General features: G+C 72.0%; 18 protein-coding genes. 11 read left to right on the forward strand and 7 right to left on the reverse strand.

Annotated features, from left to right (window positions below):
* Positions 1-60: 60 nt before the first annotated feature.
* From LHA35_RS08250 to LHA35_RS08265, 4 genes are all read right to left on the reverse strand, one after another.
* The gene (locus LHA35_RS08250; protein WP_226606879.1) at positions 61-732 is read right to left on the reverse strand and encodes a PAS domain-containing protein; all 672 of its coding nucleotides are present in this window, start codon (positions 730-732) and stop codon (positions 61-63) included.
* A gap of 118 nt (positions 733-850) precedes the next feature.
* A complete protein-coding gene (locus LHA35_RS08255; RefSeq protein WP_226606881.1) occupies positions 851-2,464 on the reverse strand; it encodes a gamma-glutamyltransferase in 1,614 nt (537 codons plus the stop codon).
* Between the two features lie 37 nt (positions 2,465-2,501).
* Positions 2,502-3,155 carry a GntR family transcriptional regulator gene (locus LHA35_RS08260; RefSeq protein ID WP_226606883.1) on the reverse strand — a complete coding sequence of 218 codons (654 nt, stop codon included), beginning with the start codon at positions 3,153-3,155 and terminating at the stop codon, positions 2,502-2,504.
* Between the two features lie 422 nt (positions 3,156-3,577).
* On the reverse strand, positions 3,578-4,552 hold the full coding sequence (locus tag LHA35_RS08265) for a Bug family tripartite tricarboxylate transporter substrate binding protein (RefSeq protein WP_226606885.1): 975 nt from the start codon (positions 4,550-4,552) through the stop codon (positions 3,578-3,580).
* A 204-nt stretch (positions 4,553-4,756) separates the two neighbouring features.
* Here LHA35_RS08265 and LHA35_RS08270 point away from each other — a divergent pair, with 204 nt between their 5' ends.
* The gene (locus LHA35_RS08270) at positions 4,757-5,206 is read left to right on the forward strand and encodes an acyl-CoA thioesterase (protein ID WP_226606886.1); all 450 of its coding nucleotides are present in this window, start codon (positions 4,757-4,759) and stop codon (positions 5,204-5,206) included.
* Between the two features lie 4 nt (positions 5,207-5,210).
* A complete protein-coding gene (locus tag LHA35_RS08275) occupies positions 5,211-5,591 on the forward strand; it encodes a YkvA family protein (RefSeq protein WP_226606888.1) in 381 nt (126 codons plus the stop codon).
* Between the two features lie 45 nt (positions 5,592-5,636).
* Here the strand turns inward: LHA35_RS08275 and denD are convergent, their stop codons facing one another.
* A complete protein-coding gene (denD, locus tag LHA35_RS08280; RefSeq protein WP_226606890.1) occupies positions 5,637-6,647 on the reverse strand; it encodes a D-erythronate dehydrogenase in 1,011 nt (336 codons plus the stop codon).
* A gap of 87 nt (positions 6,648-6,734) precedes the next feature.
* Here denD and LHA35_RS08285 point away from each other — a divergent pair, with 87 nt between their 5' ends.
* The 7 genes from LHA35_RS08285 (at position 6,735) to LHA35_RS08315 (ending at position 13,796) form a co-directional block, all read left to right on the forward strand.
* Positions 6,735-7,898 (forward strand): diaminopropionate ammonia-lyase, encoded by a 1,164-nt coding sequence (locus LHA35_RS08285; protein WP_226606892.1) that lies wholly within the window; start codon positions 6,735-6,737, stop codon positions 7,896-7,898.
* Positions 7,899-8,023: 125 nt separating this feature from the next.
* The gene (locus LHA35_RS08290; RefSeq protein WP_226606894.1) at positions 8,024-8,284 is read left to right on the forward strand and encodes a hypothetical protein; all 261 of its coding nucleotides are present in this window, start codon (positions 8,024-8,026) and stop codon (positions 8,282-8,284) included.
* Between the two features lie 181 nt (positions 8,285-8,465).
* The gene (ugpB, locus tag LHA35_RS08295) at positions 8,466-9,803 is read left to right on the forward strand and encodes a sn-glycerol-3-phosphate ABC transporter substrate-binding protein UgpB (protein WP_226606896.1); all 1,338 of its coding nucleotides are present in this window, start codon (positions 8,466-8,468) and stop codon (positions 9,801-9,803) included.
* A 116-nt stretch (positions 9,804-9,919) separates the two neighbouring features.
* Positions 9,920-10,801 carry a sn-glycerol-3-phosphate ABC transporter permease UgpA gene (gene ugpA, locus LHA35_RS08300; RefSeq protein ID WP_226606898.1) on the forward strand — a complete coding sequence of 294 codons (882 nt, stop codon included), beginning with the start codon at positions 9,920-9,922 and terminating at the stop codon, positions 10,799-10,801.
* Positions 10,788-11,675: a sn-glycerol-3-phosphate ABC transporter permease UgpE gene (gene ugpE / locus LHA35_RS08305; protein WP_456316075.1), complete on the forward strand. Its 888-nt coding sequence runs from the start codon at positions 10,788-10,790 to the stop codon at positions 11,673-11,675. The genes ugpA and ugpE overlap by 14 nt, the downstream gene beginning before the upstream one ends.
* Positions 11,675-12,754 carry a sn-glycerol-3-phosphate ABC transporter ATP-binding protein UgpC gene (gene ugpC / locus LHA35_RS08310; RefSeq protein ID WP_226606900.1) on the forward strand — a complete coding sequence of 360 codons (1,080 nt, stop codon included), beginning with the start codon at positions 11,675-11,677 and terminating at the stop codon, positions 12,752-12,754. Before ugpE ends, ugpC begins: the two co-directional genes overlap by 1 nt.
* Before the next feature lie 52 nt (positions 12,755-12,806).
* Positions 12,807-13,796, forward strand: coding sequence for a Bug family tripartite tricarboxylate transporter substrate binding protein (locus LHA35_RS08315; RefSeq protein ID WP_226606904.1), 990 nt, complete (start codon positions 12,807-12,809; stop codon positions 13,794-13,796).
* Between the two features lie 53 nt (positions 13,797-13,849).
* On the opposite strand, the gene LHA35_RS08320 is transcribed toward LHA35_RS08315, so the two are convergent.
* Together LHA35_RS08320 and LHA35_RS08325 are read right to left on the reverse strand one after the other, a co-directional pair.
* A complete protein-coding gene (locus LHA35_RS08320) occupies positions 13,850-15,052 on the reverse strand; it encodes a glycoside hydrolase family 108 protein (RefSeq protein ID WP_226606906.1) in 1,203 nt (400 codons plus the stop codon).
* Between the two features lie 269 nt (positions 15,053-15,321).
* The gene (locus LHA35_RS08325; protein ID WP_226606909.1) at positions 15,322-16,557 is read right to left on the reverse strand and encodes an ABC transporter substrate-binding protein; all 1,236 of its coding nucleotides are present in this window, start codon (positions 16,555-16,557) and stop codon (positions 15,322-15,324) included.
* A 213-nt stretch (positions 16,558-16,770) separates the two neighbouring features.
* Here LHA35_RS08325 and LHA35_RS08330 point away from each other — a divergent pair, with 213 nt between their 5' ends.
* Both LHA35_RS08330 and LHA35_RS08335 read left to right on the forward strand, forming a co-directional pair.
* Complete coding sequence (locus LHA35_RS08330; protein WP_226606912.1) at positions 16,771-17,778, forward strand: NAD(P)H-quinone oxidoreductase; 1,008 nt, start codon at positions 16,771-16,773, stop codon at positions 17,776-17,778.
* Between the two features lie 3 nt (positions 17,779-17,781).
* Complete coding sequence (locus LHA35_RS08335) at positions 17,782-18,675, forward strand: DMT family transporter (protein WP_226606914.1); 894 nt, start codon at positions 17,782-17,784, stop codon at positions 18,673-18,675.
* Positions 18,676-18,734: the final 59 nt, after the last annotated feature.

Raw genomic sequence — 18,734 nt, forward strand, 5'->3', positions numbered from 1 at the left:
GCGAAGACAGGTCGGGAAGCCGGTCCATCCCGAGCTTGAATCAAAAGCTCACGGCACACGTCAAGCACTTCCCCAGCGCCAAGCGGCAGGCCCATCGTCACCGGGGGATGAGCAGGTACGCATCCGGTCCTCATAGACCGTCCGCAGCGCACCGTTGCTGGCGGCCATGCCGGACATGCCGAGCCAGCCGATCAGGCCGACCGCCGCCAGGGTGACGGCGCCCGCCGCCATCAGGCGCCCGGTGACGCTGTTGGCGAGGTCCCGCAGCCGCCAGTGCCAGCCCGTTCGCACCAGCTCGCCATCGCGCAGGCCGAAGCTTCGCCCGCCCTCCCGCAGATGCGCATAGGCGGCCTCCGCCGCCGCGACCTCCTCCCGCGCCGGCCTGGTGCGGATGGAGACGTAGCCGGTGACCTGGCCGTTCTCGACCACCGGGGTGACGTTGGCGCGCACCCAGTAGAAATCGCCGCTCTTGCAGCGGTTCTTGACCAGCCCCTCCCAGGGGCGCCCGGCCTTGATGGTGGACCAGAGGTCGCGGAAGGCCGCCTGCGGCATGTGAGGGTGGCGCACAAGGTTGTGCGGCGCCCCCTCCAGCTCCGCCGCGGTGAAACCGCTCACCGCCACGAAGGCGGCATTGGCGAAGCGGATCCGCCCGGCGGTATCGGTTCCGGAAACAAGAACCGTGTCTTCCGGCACGACGACCTCGCGGTCGGTGATCGGCTCGTTCAGCCGCATGAGGCAAAGCTTCCCCGCGCTATGGGTTCCGGCGCGGAAAGCTTGCCGCGGAGCTTCCTAAGAGGCCGTTCACGCCGGCCCGCGTGGCGGCCCGCAACCGCCCGCCGGCCGGCGTCGCTCAGCCCGCCGCCACCGCCGCGCTCCAGGGGCTGGCCGCATCGCTGATGCCGGTCACGCCCTCCGGCCCGCGCCGGATCAGGTTGGGGCAGGCGAAGTTGATCGGCATGACGCCGTGCTCCACCAGCTCGACCTCGCCGGCGCCGCGCAGCGCCTCCAGCACCGCCTCCGGCAGCCGCAGATCGGCGCTGATCCCGCTCGGCCCCGAGACGTCGATCCGCGGATGATGCGCCGCCGCCTCCGGCGCCATGCCGAATTCCGAGACGAAGGAGAGAAGCTGGAAGACCGAGGCCATGATGCGCCGCCCGCCCGAGGCGCCGACCGCGATCTCCGGCTCCGTGCCGCTCGCCGCGATCACCGGGCACATGTTGTTCAGTGGGCGCTTGCCGGGGGCGATGGCGTTCGGCGTGCCCGGGGTCGGGTCGAACCACATGACGCCGTTGTTCATCATGATGCCGGTGCCCGGCAGCATGACGCGCGAGCCCATGGAGGAGAGCAGCGTCGTCGTCATCGCCACCATCAGCCCGTCCTTGTCGCAGACGGTGAGGTGGGTGGTGCAGGAATCCGCCCCCTTCGGCTCGGCATCGCCGAGGCCGGCCAGCCGCTCGGCATAGGCGTCCTGCATGACGCGGCCGAGCCTTGCATACCAGGCGGGGGAGGGCGCGCCGCCGGTCCAGTCGGCATCCGCCATCCCCTCGAGCACGCGCTTCAGGGTCGGCGCCGCGGTCAGGCCGTTGACCAGCATCAGCCTCCGCCCGCGCCAGGGCACGGCGACCGAAGGCAGCACCCGCGCCTTGCAGCCCCGGAGGTCGGCGGCCGAGAGTACGCCGCCCATCGCCTTCACATCGGCGGCGATCTGCGCCGCGATCTCGCCCTCGTAGAAGTCGCGCAGGCCCGCCTGCTGCAGCCGCTCCAGCGTCGCCGGCAACCGGCCGAGGGTGAAGAAGCCGGGGGATCCCTGATAGGGCGGCACCGGCGGCAGGCCGCCCGGCAGGTAGACCCGCGCGCTCTCGGGGTAGAGGCGCAGCACGGCCGCCGAATTGGCCACCTTCAGCGTGGTGTACCAGTCCTGCGGCAGGCCGCGCCTGGCCAGCGCCACGGCCGGGGCCAGCACCTCCCGGATCGGCAGGCGGCCATGCCTCTCATGCAGCAGGGCATAGCCGGCCACGGCAGAGGGGATGACGAAGGAGAGCGGGCCATGGACGTTCCGGTCCCCCTCCACCTCCGGCCAGGGAAAGAGGTCGCGCTTCATCCGCCCGGTCAGCGGGAAGGCCGCGGGATCGAGCCCGGCGGGGGAGACCGGGCCGAAATCGAAGGTCTCGGCCTCCGCCATGCCCGGCTTCATCGCCTGGGCGAAGCCGATGCCGCCGAGGCCGCTGTTCCAGGGCTCCACCGCCGCCAGGGCGAAGGCGGCCGCCACCGCCGCATCGGCCGCGCTGCCGCCCGCGTCGAGCATGGCGGCGCCGGCCTCGGCGGCCGCCTTCACCTGGGAGACGACCATGCCGCCCCGGCCCTGGGCCGCGGGTTTCCGCAACTGCCAGTGCTGGGTGACATGGGGGCTGGGGGAGAAACTCTCCGGCATCTCTCGGGCTCCGGCGAACGGGTTCGCCGACATGCTCCCGCCGCGCCGGGGCGGCGGCAAGCCCCCGTCTTCAGCCGAGCGGCTGCTGCCGGCGCCGCTCGGCGACCAGCGCCTCGAAGTCGAGCTTCGCATGCATCTCGACATGCGCGACGAGGGTCGCGACCGCCTCCACCTCGTCGCCGCGTTCCAGCGCATCGATCAGGGTGTAGTGGTCCTCGCTCTCGGGCGCGCAGTCGTGCAGGTGCAGCGCCAGGCCCCAGACCACGGCGAGCTGCCGGGCGAGGCTCTGCCAGAGCGCCAGCAGCGGGGCATTGCCGGAGGCGCGGCAGAGCTCGGCGTGGAACTCCTCCTCGGCCCGGACGCGCAGCGCCGGGTCATGCGCCCGAGTGGCCTCGGCGAAGGCATCGGCGGCGCGGCGCAGGCGGTCGAAGCGATCGCGCCCGCCGGGCTGCGCCAGGGCTTCCTTCACCGCCAGCGTCTCGAGCGTCAGGCGGACCCGCATCAGGGCGGCGACGCCCCGGTTGGTCACCTGCATCAGCCGCATGCCCTTGTAGGGCGTGCTGACCACGATCCCTTGGCTCTCCAGCAGGCGCAGCGCTTCCCGGACGGGAACGCGGCTGATGCCGAGGTCGCGGGCGATTTCCGCCTCGACCAGCCGGTCATCGGGCAGGAAGATGCCGCGGGCGGCCCCGGCCACGATGGCCTCCGCTGCCTGCTCGACCATGGTCCGTGGCTGCACCGGAACGAGCCGGCGGGCATCGGGCCCGCTTCCTGTAATCGCCACCGACGCGCCGGCACGCGCTCGGTGGTCCCGAACTGCCACAGACATAGCTCCTGTCCACCTCGCGAATGCGCGAAGTCTAAATTCAACTTCCTGGTTTGGGAAGCAATGCCGCGCCCGCGTCAGATCCGGGTTACAACCGGAGCTGCACACGCAACATTTGCTTTCGTCAGGGGAGCGGCAACTTCAGGTTGTAATGTGTAGAGGGGCTGTTAAGAAATCAGCAGCTTCACGCCTTCGCGATTAACTTTGGATACAGTATCGGGTCTATTCGGCACAACGCAGAGCTGTGAATGCCACCCTAGCGGCTACAGCAGAGGCTTGTGGCGGCTTTGCAACAGTGGGTCGGATTCGCCGACATGGCCTCACTCCCGCCAGGGCCGGCGGCCCCAGAGCGCCCGCAGCGCGCCCTCCATCTCCGCGATCATCCCGGCATAGGCGCCGCCGATCAGCGGCCGCAGCGGCATGCCCACGCGCTCCGCCTCCCGCAGGAAGGCCGGTTCGGCCAGCGCCGCCGCGAAGGCCGATTCGAGCCGGGCCCGAATCGGCGCCGGCAGGCCGGGCGTCGCGACGAAGCCGCGGCTCGCTCCGGCCACCAGGTCGAAGCCCTGCTCGCGGAAGGTGGGCACCGCCGGCAGCGGGGCGAAGCGGGCGGGGGCGGCGGTGCCGAGGGCCCGGATCCGCCCTTCCTGCTGCATGGCCAGGCTCTCGCTGATATTGCCGACCAGCAGGTCGATATGCCCGCCCAGCAGCGCCTGGGTCGCCGGCGCGCTGCCGGGGAAGGGCACATGCACCATGGGCGGCGTGCCGGCCCAGTCCTCGAAGGCCAGCATGGCGATATGGTCATCCCCGCCGACGCCGGTGCTGCCATAGGAGAGACGGCCCGGCCGGGCCCGCGCCGCGGCGACCAGGTCGGAGAGGCTCCGCAGCGGCGACTCGCCGGTGACGAAGAAGGCGTTCGGGTCCTCCACCACATTGGCCAGCCAGGTGAACTCCGCGGTGCGGTAGCGGACCGCGCGCTCGATCGGCAGGGCGGGCAGGGCGGGGGCGGTGATGGCGCCCAGCGTGTAGCCATCCGGCGCGGCGTTGAAGATCGCCTCGTTGCCGATCTGCGTGCCGGCGCCGGGGCGGGAGAGCACGACGAATTTCGCGCCGCCGCCGAGATGGGCGCAGACATGCGGCATGATCAGCCGCGCCATGGTGTCGAGCCCGCCGCCGGGCGGGACCGGCACCACGACCTCCAGCGGCCGCTCCCCCGGCCAGGCGGCCCCCTGGGCGCGGCCGAGGGCGGGCGCGGCGAGCAGGCCGAGGCTTGCGATCGTGGCGCGGCGGGTGACCATGGCGCTCCTCCCAGAGCTTCTTCCGGGCGAGCCTGCCCGCCGGCAGCGGCCCGGTTCAAGGAAAAGGCGCGGCACCCCCGGGCCCGGGCGGTCAGGCGCAGGGCGCGCCGGGCCTTGCACCAGGGCGGCGGAATCCGTCGCGTCCCGCCTTCCGGCCGGGCGCCGTCCGCGCGAGATTGCGCCCGACAGCTTCGGGAGAGGGCGATGACGCCGGCGGAACGCACGGAATTCGGGATCGAGGGCGAGTGGCCGGTGCTGCGGCGCCACCGCATCCGCTGGGCGGAATGCGACCAGTATGCCCATGTGAATCACGCGGCCTATCTGACCCTCTGCGAGGATCTCCGCGTCTCCCACTGGGTCGCGCTCGGCGGGAGCTTCGGCCCGGACCGGCCGGGCCCGGTCGTGGCGCAGCTGGAGGCGCGCTATCTCCGCTCCCTCGCCTTCGATGACGAGGTGGCGCTGACGCTCCGCCCCGGCAGCCTGCGGCGGACCAGCTTCACGCATGAATACGCCGTCTGGAAGCAGGGGCTGGTCTTCACCTGCCGGGCGGTGCTGGTGGTGGTACGCAACAACACGGGCGAGAAATTCCCGCTCTCCCCGGAGATGCGGGCGATGCTGATCGCCCAGGGGGCGAGGGAGGAAGGGGCGGCCTGACGCCATGCTGCGGCGGCTGAAGGACTGGGCGCGCATCGTCACGCGCGACGTGCATGCGCTCTGGATCGCGGCGCGGGACCGGCGCACGCCCCGGCTGGCGCGGCTGCTGGCGGTGGCGATCGCCGCCTATGCGCTCTCGCCCATCGACCTGATCCCGGACTTCATCCCGGTGCTCGGCCTGCTGGACGAGGCGGTGCTGCTGCCGCTGGCGATCCTGCTGGTGATCCGGCTGATCCCCCGGCCGCTGATGGCGGAGTTCCGGGCGGCGGCGCTGGCGGCGGAGGCGCGGCCGCGCAGCCGGGCCGGCGCCGCCTTCGTCGTGCTGGTCTGGGCAGCGGCCGCGGCGCTGCTGCTGTGGTGGTTCTGGCCGCGCGCAGCGGGCTGAGCGGCTACAGCGCCACGCTCGGGCCGGTACGGGCGATCTCCGGCATCAGAGCCCGCGCTCGGCCCGGGTCGCCGCCAGGTCGTCCTCGATGAAGCCCTGCACGATCTCCTCCAGGCTTTCCTGCTCGGAGAAGCCGAGCAGCCGGCGCGCCCGCTCGGCGGTGAAGCTCGCCGGCCAGGTGCCGACGATGGCCTCGATCGCCGGGTCGGGCGCGTGCCGCACCTTCGCCCGCGCCTCGGGGCCGGCCACCGCCTCCAGCGCGCTCAGCATCTTGCCGACCGTCGCGCTCCGCCCCGGCGGGTTGATGCCGCGGTCGAGGCCGAGCGGCTTCGTGTCCATCGTCATCGCATGCAGGAACCACTCCACCGCCCGGCGGGGGGAGCAGATCCAGACCGCGAACTCCTCCGGCACCGGCAGATCGGTCTCCAGCCCCAGCAGCGGCTCCCGCAGGATCGCCGAGACGAAGCTGGAAGCTGCCTTGTTCGGCCTTCCCGGGCGGATGATGACGGTGGGCAGGCGGATGTTCACCGCATCCAGGAAGCCCTTGCGGCTGGCATCCTGCAGCAGCAGCTCCCCGATTGCCTTCTCCGCGCCGTAGCTGTTGCCGGGAAGCTGGCGCGCATCATCCTCGAGCCGCGCATCCTGCCCGCCCGAGAAGCTGGCGACCGAGGAGGTGAAGACGACCCGAGGGGGCGCCGCGCCGGAGGCGCGCGGGCCTTGCGTCAGCGCCCGGCAGGCCTGCAGCACGGCCAGCGTGCCATGGACGTTCACGGTCAGGCCGAGATCGAAATCCGCCTCCGCCTGGGCGGAGACCACGGCGGCCAGGTGCACCACCACCTCGGTGCCGGCGGGAATGGCGGCCGTCACCGCCGCCGGATCGGCGATGTTCCCGCCGAGGCAGCGCACCGGGAAGGGCGCCTCGACCGGCGGCGGCGCCTGCAGGTCGAACAGGGTCAGGCCGGTGATCGCCCTGTCCCCCAGCGCGCCGTCCTTCGCCAGGCGGTGCGCCAGCCGGCGGCCGAGAAATCCCCCGCCGCCCAGGATCGTGATCTGCATGGCGTCCCTCCCTGCTCGCGCCGTGGCGCCGGACCCTCATGTCGCGCCTTGGCATCCTCCAGGCAACCGGGTCAAGGTCGCGTCGCCATGACGATTCCCCGCCGCTCCTACAAGCTGCTGCTCAACCGCCATGCCGGGACGCCCGGCGTGGTCGTCCTGCCCGAGGGCGGCTTCCGCCGCGCGAAGGAGGAGATCACCTCCTGGCCCGGCTATGCGCCGACGCCGCTGGTCCCGCTGCCGGAGCTGGCCCAGGCCGCCCGCATCGCCGCCATCCACTGGAAGGATGAGGGCGGCCGCTTCGGCCTCGGCAGCTTCAAGGCGCTGGGCGGGGCCTATGCGGTGATGAAGCTGCTGCAGGCGGAGCTGGCGAAGCGCGGCGTGGCGAATGCCGCGACCTCCGCCGAATTGGCCGAGGGGAGGTACAAGGAGGCGACCGGCGCCATCACCGTGACCTGCGCGACCGACGGCAACCATGGCCGCAGCGTCGCCTGGGGCGCACAGCGCTTCGGCGCGCGCTGCGTGATCTTCGTGCATGAGACGGTCAGCCAGGGCCGGCGCGACGCCATCGCGACATACGGCGCGGAGATCCGGGTGGTGCCGGGCACCTATGACGACGCGGTGCGGGCGGCGCAGAAGACCGCCGCGGCGGAGGGCTGGTTCGTCGTCTCCGACACCTCCTATGCCGGTTACACGGAAGTCCCGCGCGACGTCATGCAGGGCTACCGGCTGATGGCCGAGGAAGCGGCCGAGGCGCTGCCGGAGCCGCCGACCCATGTCTTCATCCAGGGCGGCGTGGGCGGCGCCGCCGCCGCCGTCTCGGTCCAGATGCGGGCGCGCTACGGCGCCAAGGCCCCGAAGCTGGTGGTGGTGGAGCCGGAGAAGGCCGCCTGCCTGCTGGCCAGCGCCGAGGCCGGCCAGCCCACCGCGATCGAGGGGGAGCTGGACACGCTGATGGCCGGCCTCGCCTGCGGCGAGCCGAGCCTGCTGGCCTGGCAGGAGCTGGAGCGGGCGGCCTTCGCCTGGATGGCAGTGCCGGACGAATCGGCGGTGGACTGCATGCGGCTGCTGGCCAGACGCCAGCCGAAGGTGGTGGCGGGGGAGAGCGCCGTTGCCGGCCTCGCCGGGCTGCTGCTGGCGGCGCGCGACCCCTTCGGGCGCTCCGTCCTGGGGCTGGAAGAGGGGAGCCGCGTCCTTCTCTTCGGCACGGAGGGCGCGACCGACCCGGAGCTCTACGCGAAGCTCACCGCCTGACATTCGGCGCTCGCGGCGGCCCGGCCGCGCGGCATGGGCCGCGGGCCAGGACGTCATGAGCCGGACATGAACCCCGCCCGGCCTGCACCGTTGGCCCTTCCCATCATGAGGGAAGGACCGGTGGCATGGCGGACGAGGACAGGCAGCGAATCCAGACCGACGAGGCCGCCAGCCGCGAAGGGGCCGGCGGGATCGGCGCCGCGAAGGGCGGGCGGAGCCCGGACGACCCGCCGAAGCACGGCACGGCCCGGAGCTTCGAGGAGGGCGGCCCGGCCGATCCCTGGGACCCCGACACCACCAGTGACGGCGCCATGGGCGGCGGCGGCGCCGGCGGCGCGGGTGGCGTCACCGGCGGCGCCAGCGGCCGGACCAACAGGCCCGGCTGAGGACCCGGCGGGGCCAGGGGTCTTCCGGCCCCTGGCCGAGGGGGCAGGGGCGGCGGCCCCTCGTCTCCGGGATGTTTGGCGCATCCCCCTTCATCGTTCCGTCTTTTTCCTGTCACATGGGTGAAACACCCGGCGGCTATCGGCCGTCCACCGCAGAACGATCGGGAGACACCACGCCGCCATGCAGCGCCGTACCCTTATGGCCGGGGCCGCCGCCCTCGGCCTCGCCGCGCCCGCGACCATCAAGGCCCAGGGCACCGGCCGCACCCAGATCGAGTTCTGGTACGGCCTCTCCGGCGCGCTCGGTGAGCGAGTCGCCGAGCAGGTGAAGCGCTTCAACGACAGCCAGCAGCGCTTCACGGTGAATGCCAGCTTCAAGGGCAGCTACATCGACACCATGACCGGCGCCATCGCCGCCTGGCGTGCCGGCAACCCGCCCCACATCGCCCAGGTCTTCGAGGTCGGCACCGCCACCATGATGGCCGCCGGCCCGGCGATCCGCCCGGTGCACCAGCTCCTGGCCGAGGCGGGCGTCGAGCTCGACCCGAAGCGCTACCTCGCCGGCGTGCGCGGCTACTACAGCGACACCCAGGGGCGGCTGATCTCCATGCCGCACAACTCCTCCTCGGCGATCATGTGGCTGAATCTCGACGCCTTCGAGAAGGCCGGGCTCTCCACCACCGAGCTGCCGCGCACCTGGCGGCAGGTCCGCGCGGCGGCGGAGAAGATCAAGGCGGCGAATGCGGCGCCCTCGGCCATCACCGGCACCTGGCCGACCTGGATCATGTTCGAGCAGATGGCGGCCATGCACGACATCCCCTTTGCCACCCGCGCGAACGGGTTCGAGGGGATGAACGCGGAACTGCAGCTCACCTCGTCCTTCTTCCAGAAGCACACCGAATTCCTGCTGGGCCTGCAGAAGGACGGTCTCTTCCGCTATGGCGGCCGCGACAACGCCGCCGACCCGCTCTTCCCCGCGGGCGAGGCGGCGATCAGCTTCAACTCCTCGGGCAACCGGGCGCGGGTGGAGCGGGAGGCCAGGTTCAAGTGGATCTCCGTCCCGCTGCCCTACCATGACGACGTGATCCAGGAGCCGAAGAATGGCGTCATCGGCGGCGCCAGCCTCTGGGTCCTCTCGGCCCGCAACCGCACGCCGGAGGAGTATCGCGGCGTCGCGGAGTTCTTCCGCTTCATCAGCGACGTGGACCAGGATCTCTGGTGGCACAAGAACACCGGCTACGTGCCGCTGACCACCGCGGCCTATGAGAAGGGCCGGGCCGAGGGCTACTACCAGCAGAATCCCGGCGCCGATGCCGCCATCCGCCAGCTCTCCCGCGCCGAGCCGACGCCGAACAGCCAGGGCTTCCGCCTGGGCGGCTTCGTCGAGATCCGCAACGTGATCCAGGAGGAGCTGGAGAAGGCGCTGCAGGGGCAGCAGAACGCGGCGCAGGCGCTGGAGAATGCCAACCGGCGCGGCAATGTGGTGCTGCGCAATTTCGAGCGGGCGAACCGGGCCTGAACACCCCCGGGGAGGGCATGCGGGCACCCCGTCGCGCTGGCGCGATGGGGTGCCGGCGCCCGCCCCGGATCCACCCACCAGGGGCCGAAGGGTCCCTGGAACGCGGGAGCTGATCCTTGGATCGCAAGGTCGTCTTCAAGCAACGCCTGCTGCCCTACCTGCTGCTCGCGCCGCAGCTCCTCATCACCATCGTCTTCTTCTTCTGGCCGGCCGGGCAGGCGGTGTGGTTCGCCTTCCTGCGGCAGGACGCCTTCGGCATCCGGACGACCTTCGTCGGCTTCGAGAATTTCGCCGAACTCCTCGCCGACCCGCTCTATCTCGAGACCATCCGCAACACGGCGGTATTCTGCATCGGCGTCACCGCCATCGCCCTGTCGGTCGCCCTGCTGCTGGCCGTGCTGGCGGACCGGCAGATCCGCGGCGCCGGCGGCTACCGGATATTGCTCATCTGGCCCTACGCCATCGCGCCCGCCGTCGCCGCCGTGCTCTGGATCTTCCTTTTCCACCCGCAGATCGGGCTGATCGGGCGGGCGCTGAACGGGGCGGGCATCGCCTGGGACTACAAGCTGAACGGGGACCAGGCGATGCTGATGGTCATCCTCGCCTCCGCCTGGAAGCAGGTCTCCTACAACTTCATCTTCTTCCTCGCGGGCCTGCAGAGCATCCCGAAATCGGTGCTGGAGGCCGCGGCGATCGACGGCGCGCGCTCGGTGCGGCGCTTCTGGACCATCACCTTCCCGCTGCTCTCGCCCACCACCTTCTTCCTGCTGGTGGTCAACCTGGTCTATGCCTTCTTCGACACCTTCGGCGTCATCGACGCGCTCACCAAGGGCGGCCCGGCCAAGGCGACGGAGACGCTGATCTACCGCGCCTATGTGGACGGGCGGGTCAACCTCGATCTCGGCATGTCCTCCGCCCAGTCGGTGGTGCTGATGCTGGTCGTCATCCTCCTCACCGCCATCCAGTTCCGGTTCATCGAGCGCCGTGTCCACTACTGAAGCCACGCAGGGCCTCGCCCTGCCCGCCGAGGCCGCGCCGCCCCGCCGCGCCGGCGGGAGCGACCGGGTGGCGCATGCCATCCTCCTCCTCGGCGTCGTCCTCTTCGCCCTGCCGCTCTGGATCGTCCTCATGGGCTCGACCCATGATGCCGCGACGATCGGCCGGGGCGAGGTGCCGCTGCTGCCCGGCGGCCATGCGGTCGAGAACTACACCGCCGCCTGGCAGCGCGGCGGGGCCGGCGTGCCGGGAGGCCGCATGCTGTGGAACAGCACCGTCATGGCGCTGTCCATCGCCCTCGGGAAGATCGCGATCTCCATCATCTCGGCCTATGCGGTGGTCTTCTTCCGCTTCCCCTTCCGCAAGGCCGCCTTCTGGTCGATCTTCATCACCCTGATGCTGCCCGTCGAGGTCCGCATCTTTCCCACCTTCAAGGTCGTCTCCGACCTCGGCATGGTGAACACCTATGCCGGGCTGATCATCCCCGTCATCGCTTCCGCCACCGCGACGCTGTTGTTCCGCCAGTTCTTCATGACCATCCCGGACGAGTTCGTGGAGGCGGCGAAGATGGACGGCGCCGGCCCCCTGCGCTTCTTCTGGGACGTCGTGCTGCCGCTGTCGCGCACCAACATGGCGGCGCTCTTCGTCATCCTCTTCGTCTATGGCTGGAACCAGTATCTCTGGCCCCTGCTGGTGGCGACCTCCGCCGATGTGGAGACGGTGGTGATCGGCATGGTGAAGATGATCGGTTCGGAAGCGAATACCGAGTGGAACATCGTCATGGCGACCTGCGTGCTGGCCCTGCTGCCGCCGGTTGCCGTGGTGATCCTGATGCAGCGCTGGTTCGTGAAGGGCCTGACGGAGACCGAGAAGTAATGGCAACCCTGGAACTCTCGGCCATCCGCAAGTCCTTCGGCCCGGTCGAGGTGCTGCACGGCGTCGACCTCGCGGTCGCGGATGGCGAGATGATCGTCATCGTCGGCGCCTCGGGCTGCGGCAAATCCACCCTGCTGCGCATCGCGGCGGGGCTGGAGATCCCGAGCCAGGGCCGCGTCCGCATCGCCGGCCGCGACGTCACGGCGCTGGAGCCGGCCGACCGCGACATCGCCATGGTCTTCCAGAACTATGCGCTCTACCCGCATATGTCGGTGGCGCAGAACATGGGCTACGGCCTCAAGATCCGCGGCCTGCCGCGCGCCGAGATCGACCGGCGGGTGCGGGAGGCGGCGGCGCTGCTCGGGATCGAGGCGCTGCTCGACCGCCGCCCGCGCCAGCTTTCGGGCGGGCAGCGCCAGCGCGTCGCCATGGGCCGCGCCATCGTGCGGGAGCCGAAGCTCTTCCTCTTCGATGAGCCGCTGTCCAACCTCGACGCCAAGCTGCGGGTGCAGATGCGCGCTGAGATCCGCCGGCTGCAGCGCCGGCTCGGCGTCACTTCGCTCTTCGTCACCCATGACCAGGTGGAGGCGATGACCCTCGGCGACCGGCTGGTGGTCATGCACCAGGGCCATGCGGCACAGGTGGCGACGCCGATGGAGATCTGGGCGAAGCCGGCCGACACCTATGTGGCGGGCTTCATCGGCAGCCCGGCGATGAACTTCCTGAAGGGGCGCCTGACGGAGGGCGGGCGGGCCGTGGCGCTGGAGGCCGGACCCACCATCCGCTTCGCCGATGGCCCGCGGCCGGGGCCGGAGGGATTGCCGCTGACGATCGGCATCCGGCCGGAGCATGTCCGTGCCGAGGCGGGCGGCCTCGCCCTCACCCTCACGCTCGACCTGGTGGAGCCGCTTGGCTCCGAGGCCGTGCTGCATGGAAGGCTGCCGAACGGGGAGGCGCTGGTGGTGAAGCTCGCCGGGCCCGGCCCGCGCGACGGCACGCTGCCGGTCGCCCTGCCGGCCGAGGCGCTGCACGTCTTTGTGGCGGAAGGCGGCAGGCGGCTCGATCCCGCCGGCGGTTGATCCCCGCCCGGGCTCTCCCATCTGCCCAGGCAACGAAACCGGGGAGAGGTCCATGCATCGCCGTTCGCTGCTGTCGCTTGCCGCTGCCGGGGGCGCCGCGGCGCTGCTGCCCGCCGGGGCGCGGGCCCAGGCCCAGCCCGCCTGGCCGACCCAGCCGGTTCGGCTGGTCGTCCCCTTCGCGGCCGGCGGGCCCACCGACGTCCCGGCGCGCCTCTTCGCGGATGAACTCTCGAAGGTCCTGCCGCAGCGCGTGGTGGTGGAGAACCGCACCGGCGCCGGCGTGGTGGTCGGGACCGAGGCGGTGGCGAAGGCACCAAAGGACGGCCACACCCTGCTCTACAACACCATCGCCCATTCGGTGCTGCGCGCGCTCTTCCCCCGCCTGCCCTTCGATCCCATCACGGATTTCCAGCCCGTGGCGCTGCTCGGCATCATCCCGATGGTGCTGCTGGTCAACAAGGACCTGCCGGCGCAGACCCTGCAGGAGCTGGTGGCGCTCTACCGCGCCAATCCCGGCCGCTACGACTATGGCAGCAGCGGCATCGGTGGCGCAGTGCACCTGGCGACCGAGCTTCTCCTCGCCCGCGCCGGCGGGCTGCAGGTGAACCACGTGCCCTATCGCGGATCGGCCGCCGGGATGCCCGACCTGCTCTCCGGGCGCCTTTCCATGTTCATCGATGTCGCGGCCGGCGGCCTGCCCTACCACCAGCGCGGGGAGGCCCGCGCGCTCGGCATCTCTGCCGACCGCCGCCTGCCGCAGGCGCCGGACATCCCGACCTTCGCCGAGGCCGGCATCACCGGCGCCGAAAGCTACACCTGGCACATGGTGCTGGCCCCCGCCGGCACGCCGGCGCCGGTGGTGCAGGCGATCAATGCCGCGTTCAACCAGGCGGCGGCGCAGGAGCATGTGCGCCGCCGCCTGACCGACCTGACCATGACCGTCCGCAGCGACACCACGCCGGAGACGGCGACGCGGTGGCTGATGGACGAGATCGAGAAATGGGAGGGAACGATCCGCCAGGCCGGCATCCGCGTCGAGTAGCCGGGGCCGAAGGGCGGCCGGGCGGGAGCCCGGCCATCCCCCCGGGGGCGCTGTCAACTGGCCGCCATCAGCAGCGCCTGCCGCCGCACCGCCTCGACGCGGCGGGTCCAGCCGCTGCCGAAGGTGCGGAAGTGCTCCAGCGCCTCGTAATGCGCCTGCCGCGCCCGGGCGAGCGCCTCGATCAGCGGCCGCGCCTCCGCCCGCCGCACCGCCTGCAGCGTGACGGGGCCCACCGCGCCATCTGCCGCGGCCCCGACCGCGCGCTGCAGCATCCGCACCGCGGTCGCCGGCCCGGCATTCACGCCGCAATCGAAGACCATCAGGTCGATGCCGCGCGGCAGGTCCTCGCAGCGCATGACGTTCCAGTAGAGCGCACGGTAGATCTCCTTCGCTTCCTCCCGCGTCAGCGCCCGCACCTCGGCCTCCGTCACCGGCCGGCCACGCCAGGCGGCGAGGCTGCGCTGGGTGATGCCCAGCATGGTCGCGCCGCCCGGATCCGCCGGATGGTTGGCGAAGCCGCCTTCCTTCTCCAGCACCACCTCCAGGCAGAGGTCGAATCGCGTCGGCTGGCCCGGCAGGGCAGGGGCGGCGGGCGCCGCGGCCGCGGGCGGGACCGGCGCCGGCCGGGGCGGGACCTCCGGCTCCGCCACCGGGCGGGGCGGCGCGCCTTGCAACGCGGCGACCAGCCGGTCCTTCTCGCGCGAGCCCTGGCTGGAGCCGAGCCAGAAATTCACCACCGCCGTGAAGCCCGCCACCAGCGCGCCGATCACCACGTTCAGCAGCGTCAGCGCCGTCGGGTCGGCGGTGCCGGGCGGGCTCTGCACCAGCCAGGCGGTGAAGAGGAAGAAGCCGAGCAGCACGATCGCGGAGAGCAGCACCGGGGTCAGCGCCACCACCCCGGCCGGCCAGCCCGGAGCATCGAGCGCCGCCACCATGGTGCCGGAGGCCCGCGCGCGGTCCTCGATCTCGGACCGCAGCCGTGCCAGCAGCGCCTGCCGCTCGGCCTCGGCATCCTGGAACTGGAGGGCGAGGTAGCGTTCCCGGATCTCCTCCAGCCGCTGCCGCAGCGCGCCGGCCTTGCCGGCATCCGCCTGCAGGGCACGGGCGGCGGCCTCCATGTCGTCGGTGCCGGTGATCTCCCGCACCACCTCGGCGACGCGCCCCGCCACCTCGCCGGCACGCCGGCCGCCGAGCAGGGTGGCAAGCTCGGGCACCAGGCTGCCGGCGAGGGAGATCAGCGGGATCAGGGGAAGCATGCGGCTCTCCGTCCGAGGCTGGCCCCGCCCAGGCGCGGAGGCCTTCCTGGGAAGGATTACCCAACCTCGGCGCGCAATTTCAAGGAAATTATTCCTTGTCGGTGGATCGAGAGATGGCGTCCAAGGCGGAACGCAATCCCCTGCGGCTCCGTGGTTTTCGGGCGGAGGCACGCGTCCGGGCGTTCGCGGCCTTCCGCAATCCGATGCAGATCCTTGTTTTCCGAGCAGATCCACGCTTCCGGGCGTTCACGCCCGGCGCGCGATACGCGCTAACCGACCGCCCCCATCTGCGCCCGCAGCGGCGCCATCGCCGCCTCGTTCGGCGCGACCGCCACCTGCTTCCCGCCCTGCCATTGCAGCAGCAGCGGCCGGGCGCGCTGGTTCTGGCCCTTCTCGTCGAAGCGGATGCCCCAGCCATTGGCGGTGCCGCCCTCCGGCAGGTCGGTCGCGGCGAGGGCGGCGCGGATGCGGTCCCGGTCGGGCGCCGCGGCGCGCTGGATGGCATCGAAGGCGGCGCGCGCGCCGACATAGTTGGCCAGGCTGTGGCCCGAGCGCGGCTCGCTGCCGTAGCGCTTGCGGTAGAGTTCGAGGAAGGGCTTCACCCCGGGCGCGAAGCGGTCATTCACCTCGAATTGCGGCACATCGACATTCAGCGTGCCCTCGAAATCCGGGCCGATCGCATGCGCCGTGTCGGTCAGGCTGTAGCCGGCGCCGGCGCCGATCACCATGCGCGGGCGCCAGGCGGCCTCCCGCAACCCGCGATACAGCAGCAGGATGTCGTTCTGGTAGCCGGCATGCAGCAGCACATCGGCGCCGATCCCGCGCAGCCGCTGGATGATCGGCGCCCATTCGGTGCTGCGCAGCGTGTAGCCGAGCTTCTCCGCGAGCGGCAGGCCGCGGGCCTTGAGATGCGCCTCCTCGGCCGTCGCCACCGACTGGCCATAGAGGCTGTCCTCATGCAGCAGGGCGATCTTCAGCGTCTCCGCGGGCAGCGCCCAGGCGGGGGCCAGCAGGTCGGCGATGGCGTCCACCGCCAGCCGCCCGACCTCCGAGGCGCGCGGGCCGGTGCGGAAGAGCAGACGGAAGCCCCGTTCCGTGATCGGGTCGGCGATCGCGCCCAACTCGATATAGGGGATGCCCTGCAGCTCCGCCGCCTGGCTGGCGGCGAAGGCGAGGGGGGAGGCGCAGGTGCCGAAGACGGCGATGCTCCGCTCCGGCCCCATCAGCCGCTTCACCTCCGCCTGGGCCTGGGCGGGATCCGCGGCATCGCCCTTCATCAGCCGGATCGGCCGGCCGAGCAGGCCGCCGATGGCGTTCCGCTCCTCCGCCGCCAGTTCCAGGCCGCGGAAATGCTCGTCCCCGAGCAGGGCGAGCGGGCCGGTGAAGGGAAACAGCGCGCCGAGGCGGGTGCTGTTGCCTTCCGCCTGCTGGGCGAGGGCCGGCCGGGTCGCGGCCGCCACAGCGGCAAGGCCGCCCAGCAGCCTGCGGCGGTCGATGCGGACCATGCCAGAATGCCTTCGCGCGGAGGAGTCGCGCGGATACTCCCTGCGCTGGCGTTGGGGCGCAAGCCCGCTTGGTGGCCTTCGGCGCCCGCTTTGCGATGCTTGACGTCAGGGAGCGGCGCGCGGAACCTCCGCGCCCATCTCTGCCGGTGGCCCGCCCGCCCCAGGCCTTGCCGCGGGAAGCCCGGCGGGCCACGCGCAACCAAGAGGAACGCCATGCCGCCCCTGCCCGAGACCATGACCCTGATCGACCACGGCGCGGGCGGCGCGCCCGAGGTGCTGGTGCCGAAGACCGGCCCGGTGCCGCAGCCCAAGGCCGATGAGGTGCTGATCCGCGTGCTGGCGACCGGCGTGAACCGCCCGGATGTGGCGCAGCGCAAGGGCGAGTACCCGCCGCCCCCGGGCGCGAGCCCGGTGATCGGGCTGGAGACGGCCGGCGAGGTGGTGGCGGCCGGGCCCGAGGCCGGTCCCTGGAAGGTCGGCGACAAGGTCTGCGCCCTGACGAATGGCGGCGCCTATGCCGAATACTGCACGGCGCCCGCGCCGCAATGCCTGCCCTGGCCGGCCGGCTACGATGCCATCAAGGCGGCCGCGCTGCCGGAGACCTTCTTCACCGTCTGGGCCAACCTCTTCGGCCATGGCCGGCTGCAGGCCGGCGAGACGACGCTGATCCATGGCGGCACCTCGGGCATCGGCGTCACCGCCATCCAGCTCGCCAAGGCCTTCGGCGCGACGGTGATCGCGACCGCCGGCAGCGCGGAGAAGTGCGAAGCGATGCGCAGGCTCGGCGCCGACCATGCGGTGAACTACCGAGAGCAGGATTTCGTCGAGGCGGTGAAGCAGGCGACCGGCGGCAGGCTGGCGGATGTGGTGCTGGACATGGTCGGCGCCGAGTATTTCGCGCGGAACCTGCGCTGCCTGGCGATGGACGGCCGCCTTGTCATCATCGCCTTCCTCGGCGGCTTCCAGGCGGAGAAGGTGGATCTCCGCCCGATCATGACGCGCCGCCTGACCGTGACGGGCAGCACCATGCGGCCGCGCACCACCGCGCAGAAGGGCGCGATCGCGGCCGCGCTGCGCGAGAAGGTCTGGCCGCTGCTGGAGGCCGGGACGGTCGCGCCGCCGATCTACAAGGTCTTCCCGCTGCGGGAGGCCGCGGCGGCGCATGCGCTGATGGAGAGCAGCCGGCATATCGGCAAGATCATGCTGAAGGTGGCGGACTGAGCCTTGGGGACCACGACCACCGCCGCGCCGCGCGCCGGCGTGGCGGCGGGGCTGCCCTATCTCGGCGTCTCGGTCTGCCTGTTCGGCGGCGTCTGGCCGGTCACCAAGGCGGCGCTCGTCCATGCGACGCCGCTCTGGTTCGCGCTGAACCGCGCGGGCATGGCGGCGGTCGCCACGGCGCTGCTGCTGGCGGCGCTCGGGCGGCTGCGCTGGCCGGTGCGGGCGGACCTGCCCTGCATTGCCGCCATTGGCCTGCTGCAACTCGGCGTCTTCTTCGCCCTCGCGCATCTCGCGCTCGGCTTCGTGCCGGCGGGGCGCACCGCCATCCTCGCCAATGTCACGGTGTTCTGGCTGATCCCGCTCTCGGTCTGGCTGCTGGGGGAGCGGGTGTCGCGCGGCCAGTGGCAGGCGGTGGTGGTTGGGCTGCTCGGCGTCGGCGTGCTGATGCAGCCCTGGGCCTGGGCAGCGCAGGGGCCGGGGGTGCTGCCGGGCTATCTCATGCTGCTCGCCGCCAGCCTGGCCTGGAGCCTGGCCATCCTCGTCACCCGCCGCCTTCCGCCGCGCCGCCCGGTGATGGAGTTGCTGCCCTGGTGCTTCGCCCTCGGCACGCTGCTGCTGCTGCCGCTGGCGCTGTGGCGGGAGCCGGCGGGCGGCATCGGCGCGGCCGCCTGGCCGCATGCCGCCTTCATCGGTGCCATCGCTGCGCCGGTCGGCACCTGGGCGACCATCGAGGCGGGGCGGCGGCTCTCCGGCATCATGGCCTCGGTCGGGTTCCTGGCCGTGCCGGCGCTCGGTGTCGCCATCTCGAACCTCTGGCTGGGCGAGGCGCTGGGCTGGGACGTGCTGCTGGGCGGGGCGCTGATCGCAGCGAGCGTCGTGCTGGCAGCGCGCGGATAAAGGCGTGCTGGCGGCGCGCGGATAGAGGTGTGCCGACGGCGCGCAGATGAGGGGAGCGT

The organism is Roseicella aerolata, from assembly GCF_020523605.1.
Lineage (GTDB): Bacteria > Pseudomonadota > Alphaproteobacteria > Acetobacterales > Acetobacteraceae > Paracraurococcus > Paracraurococcus aerolatus.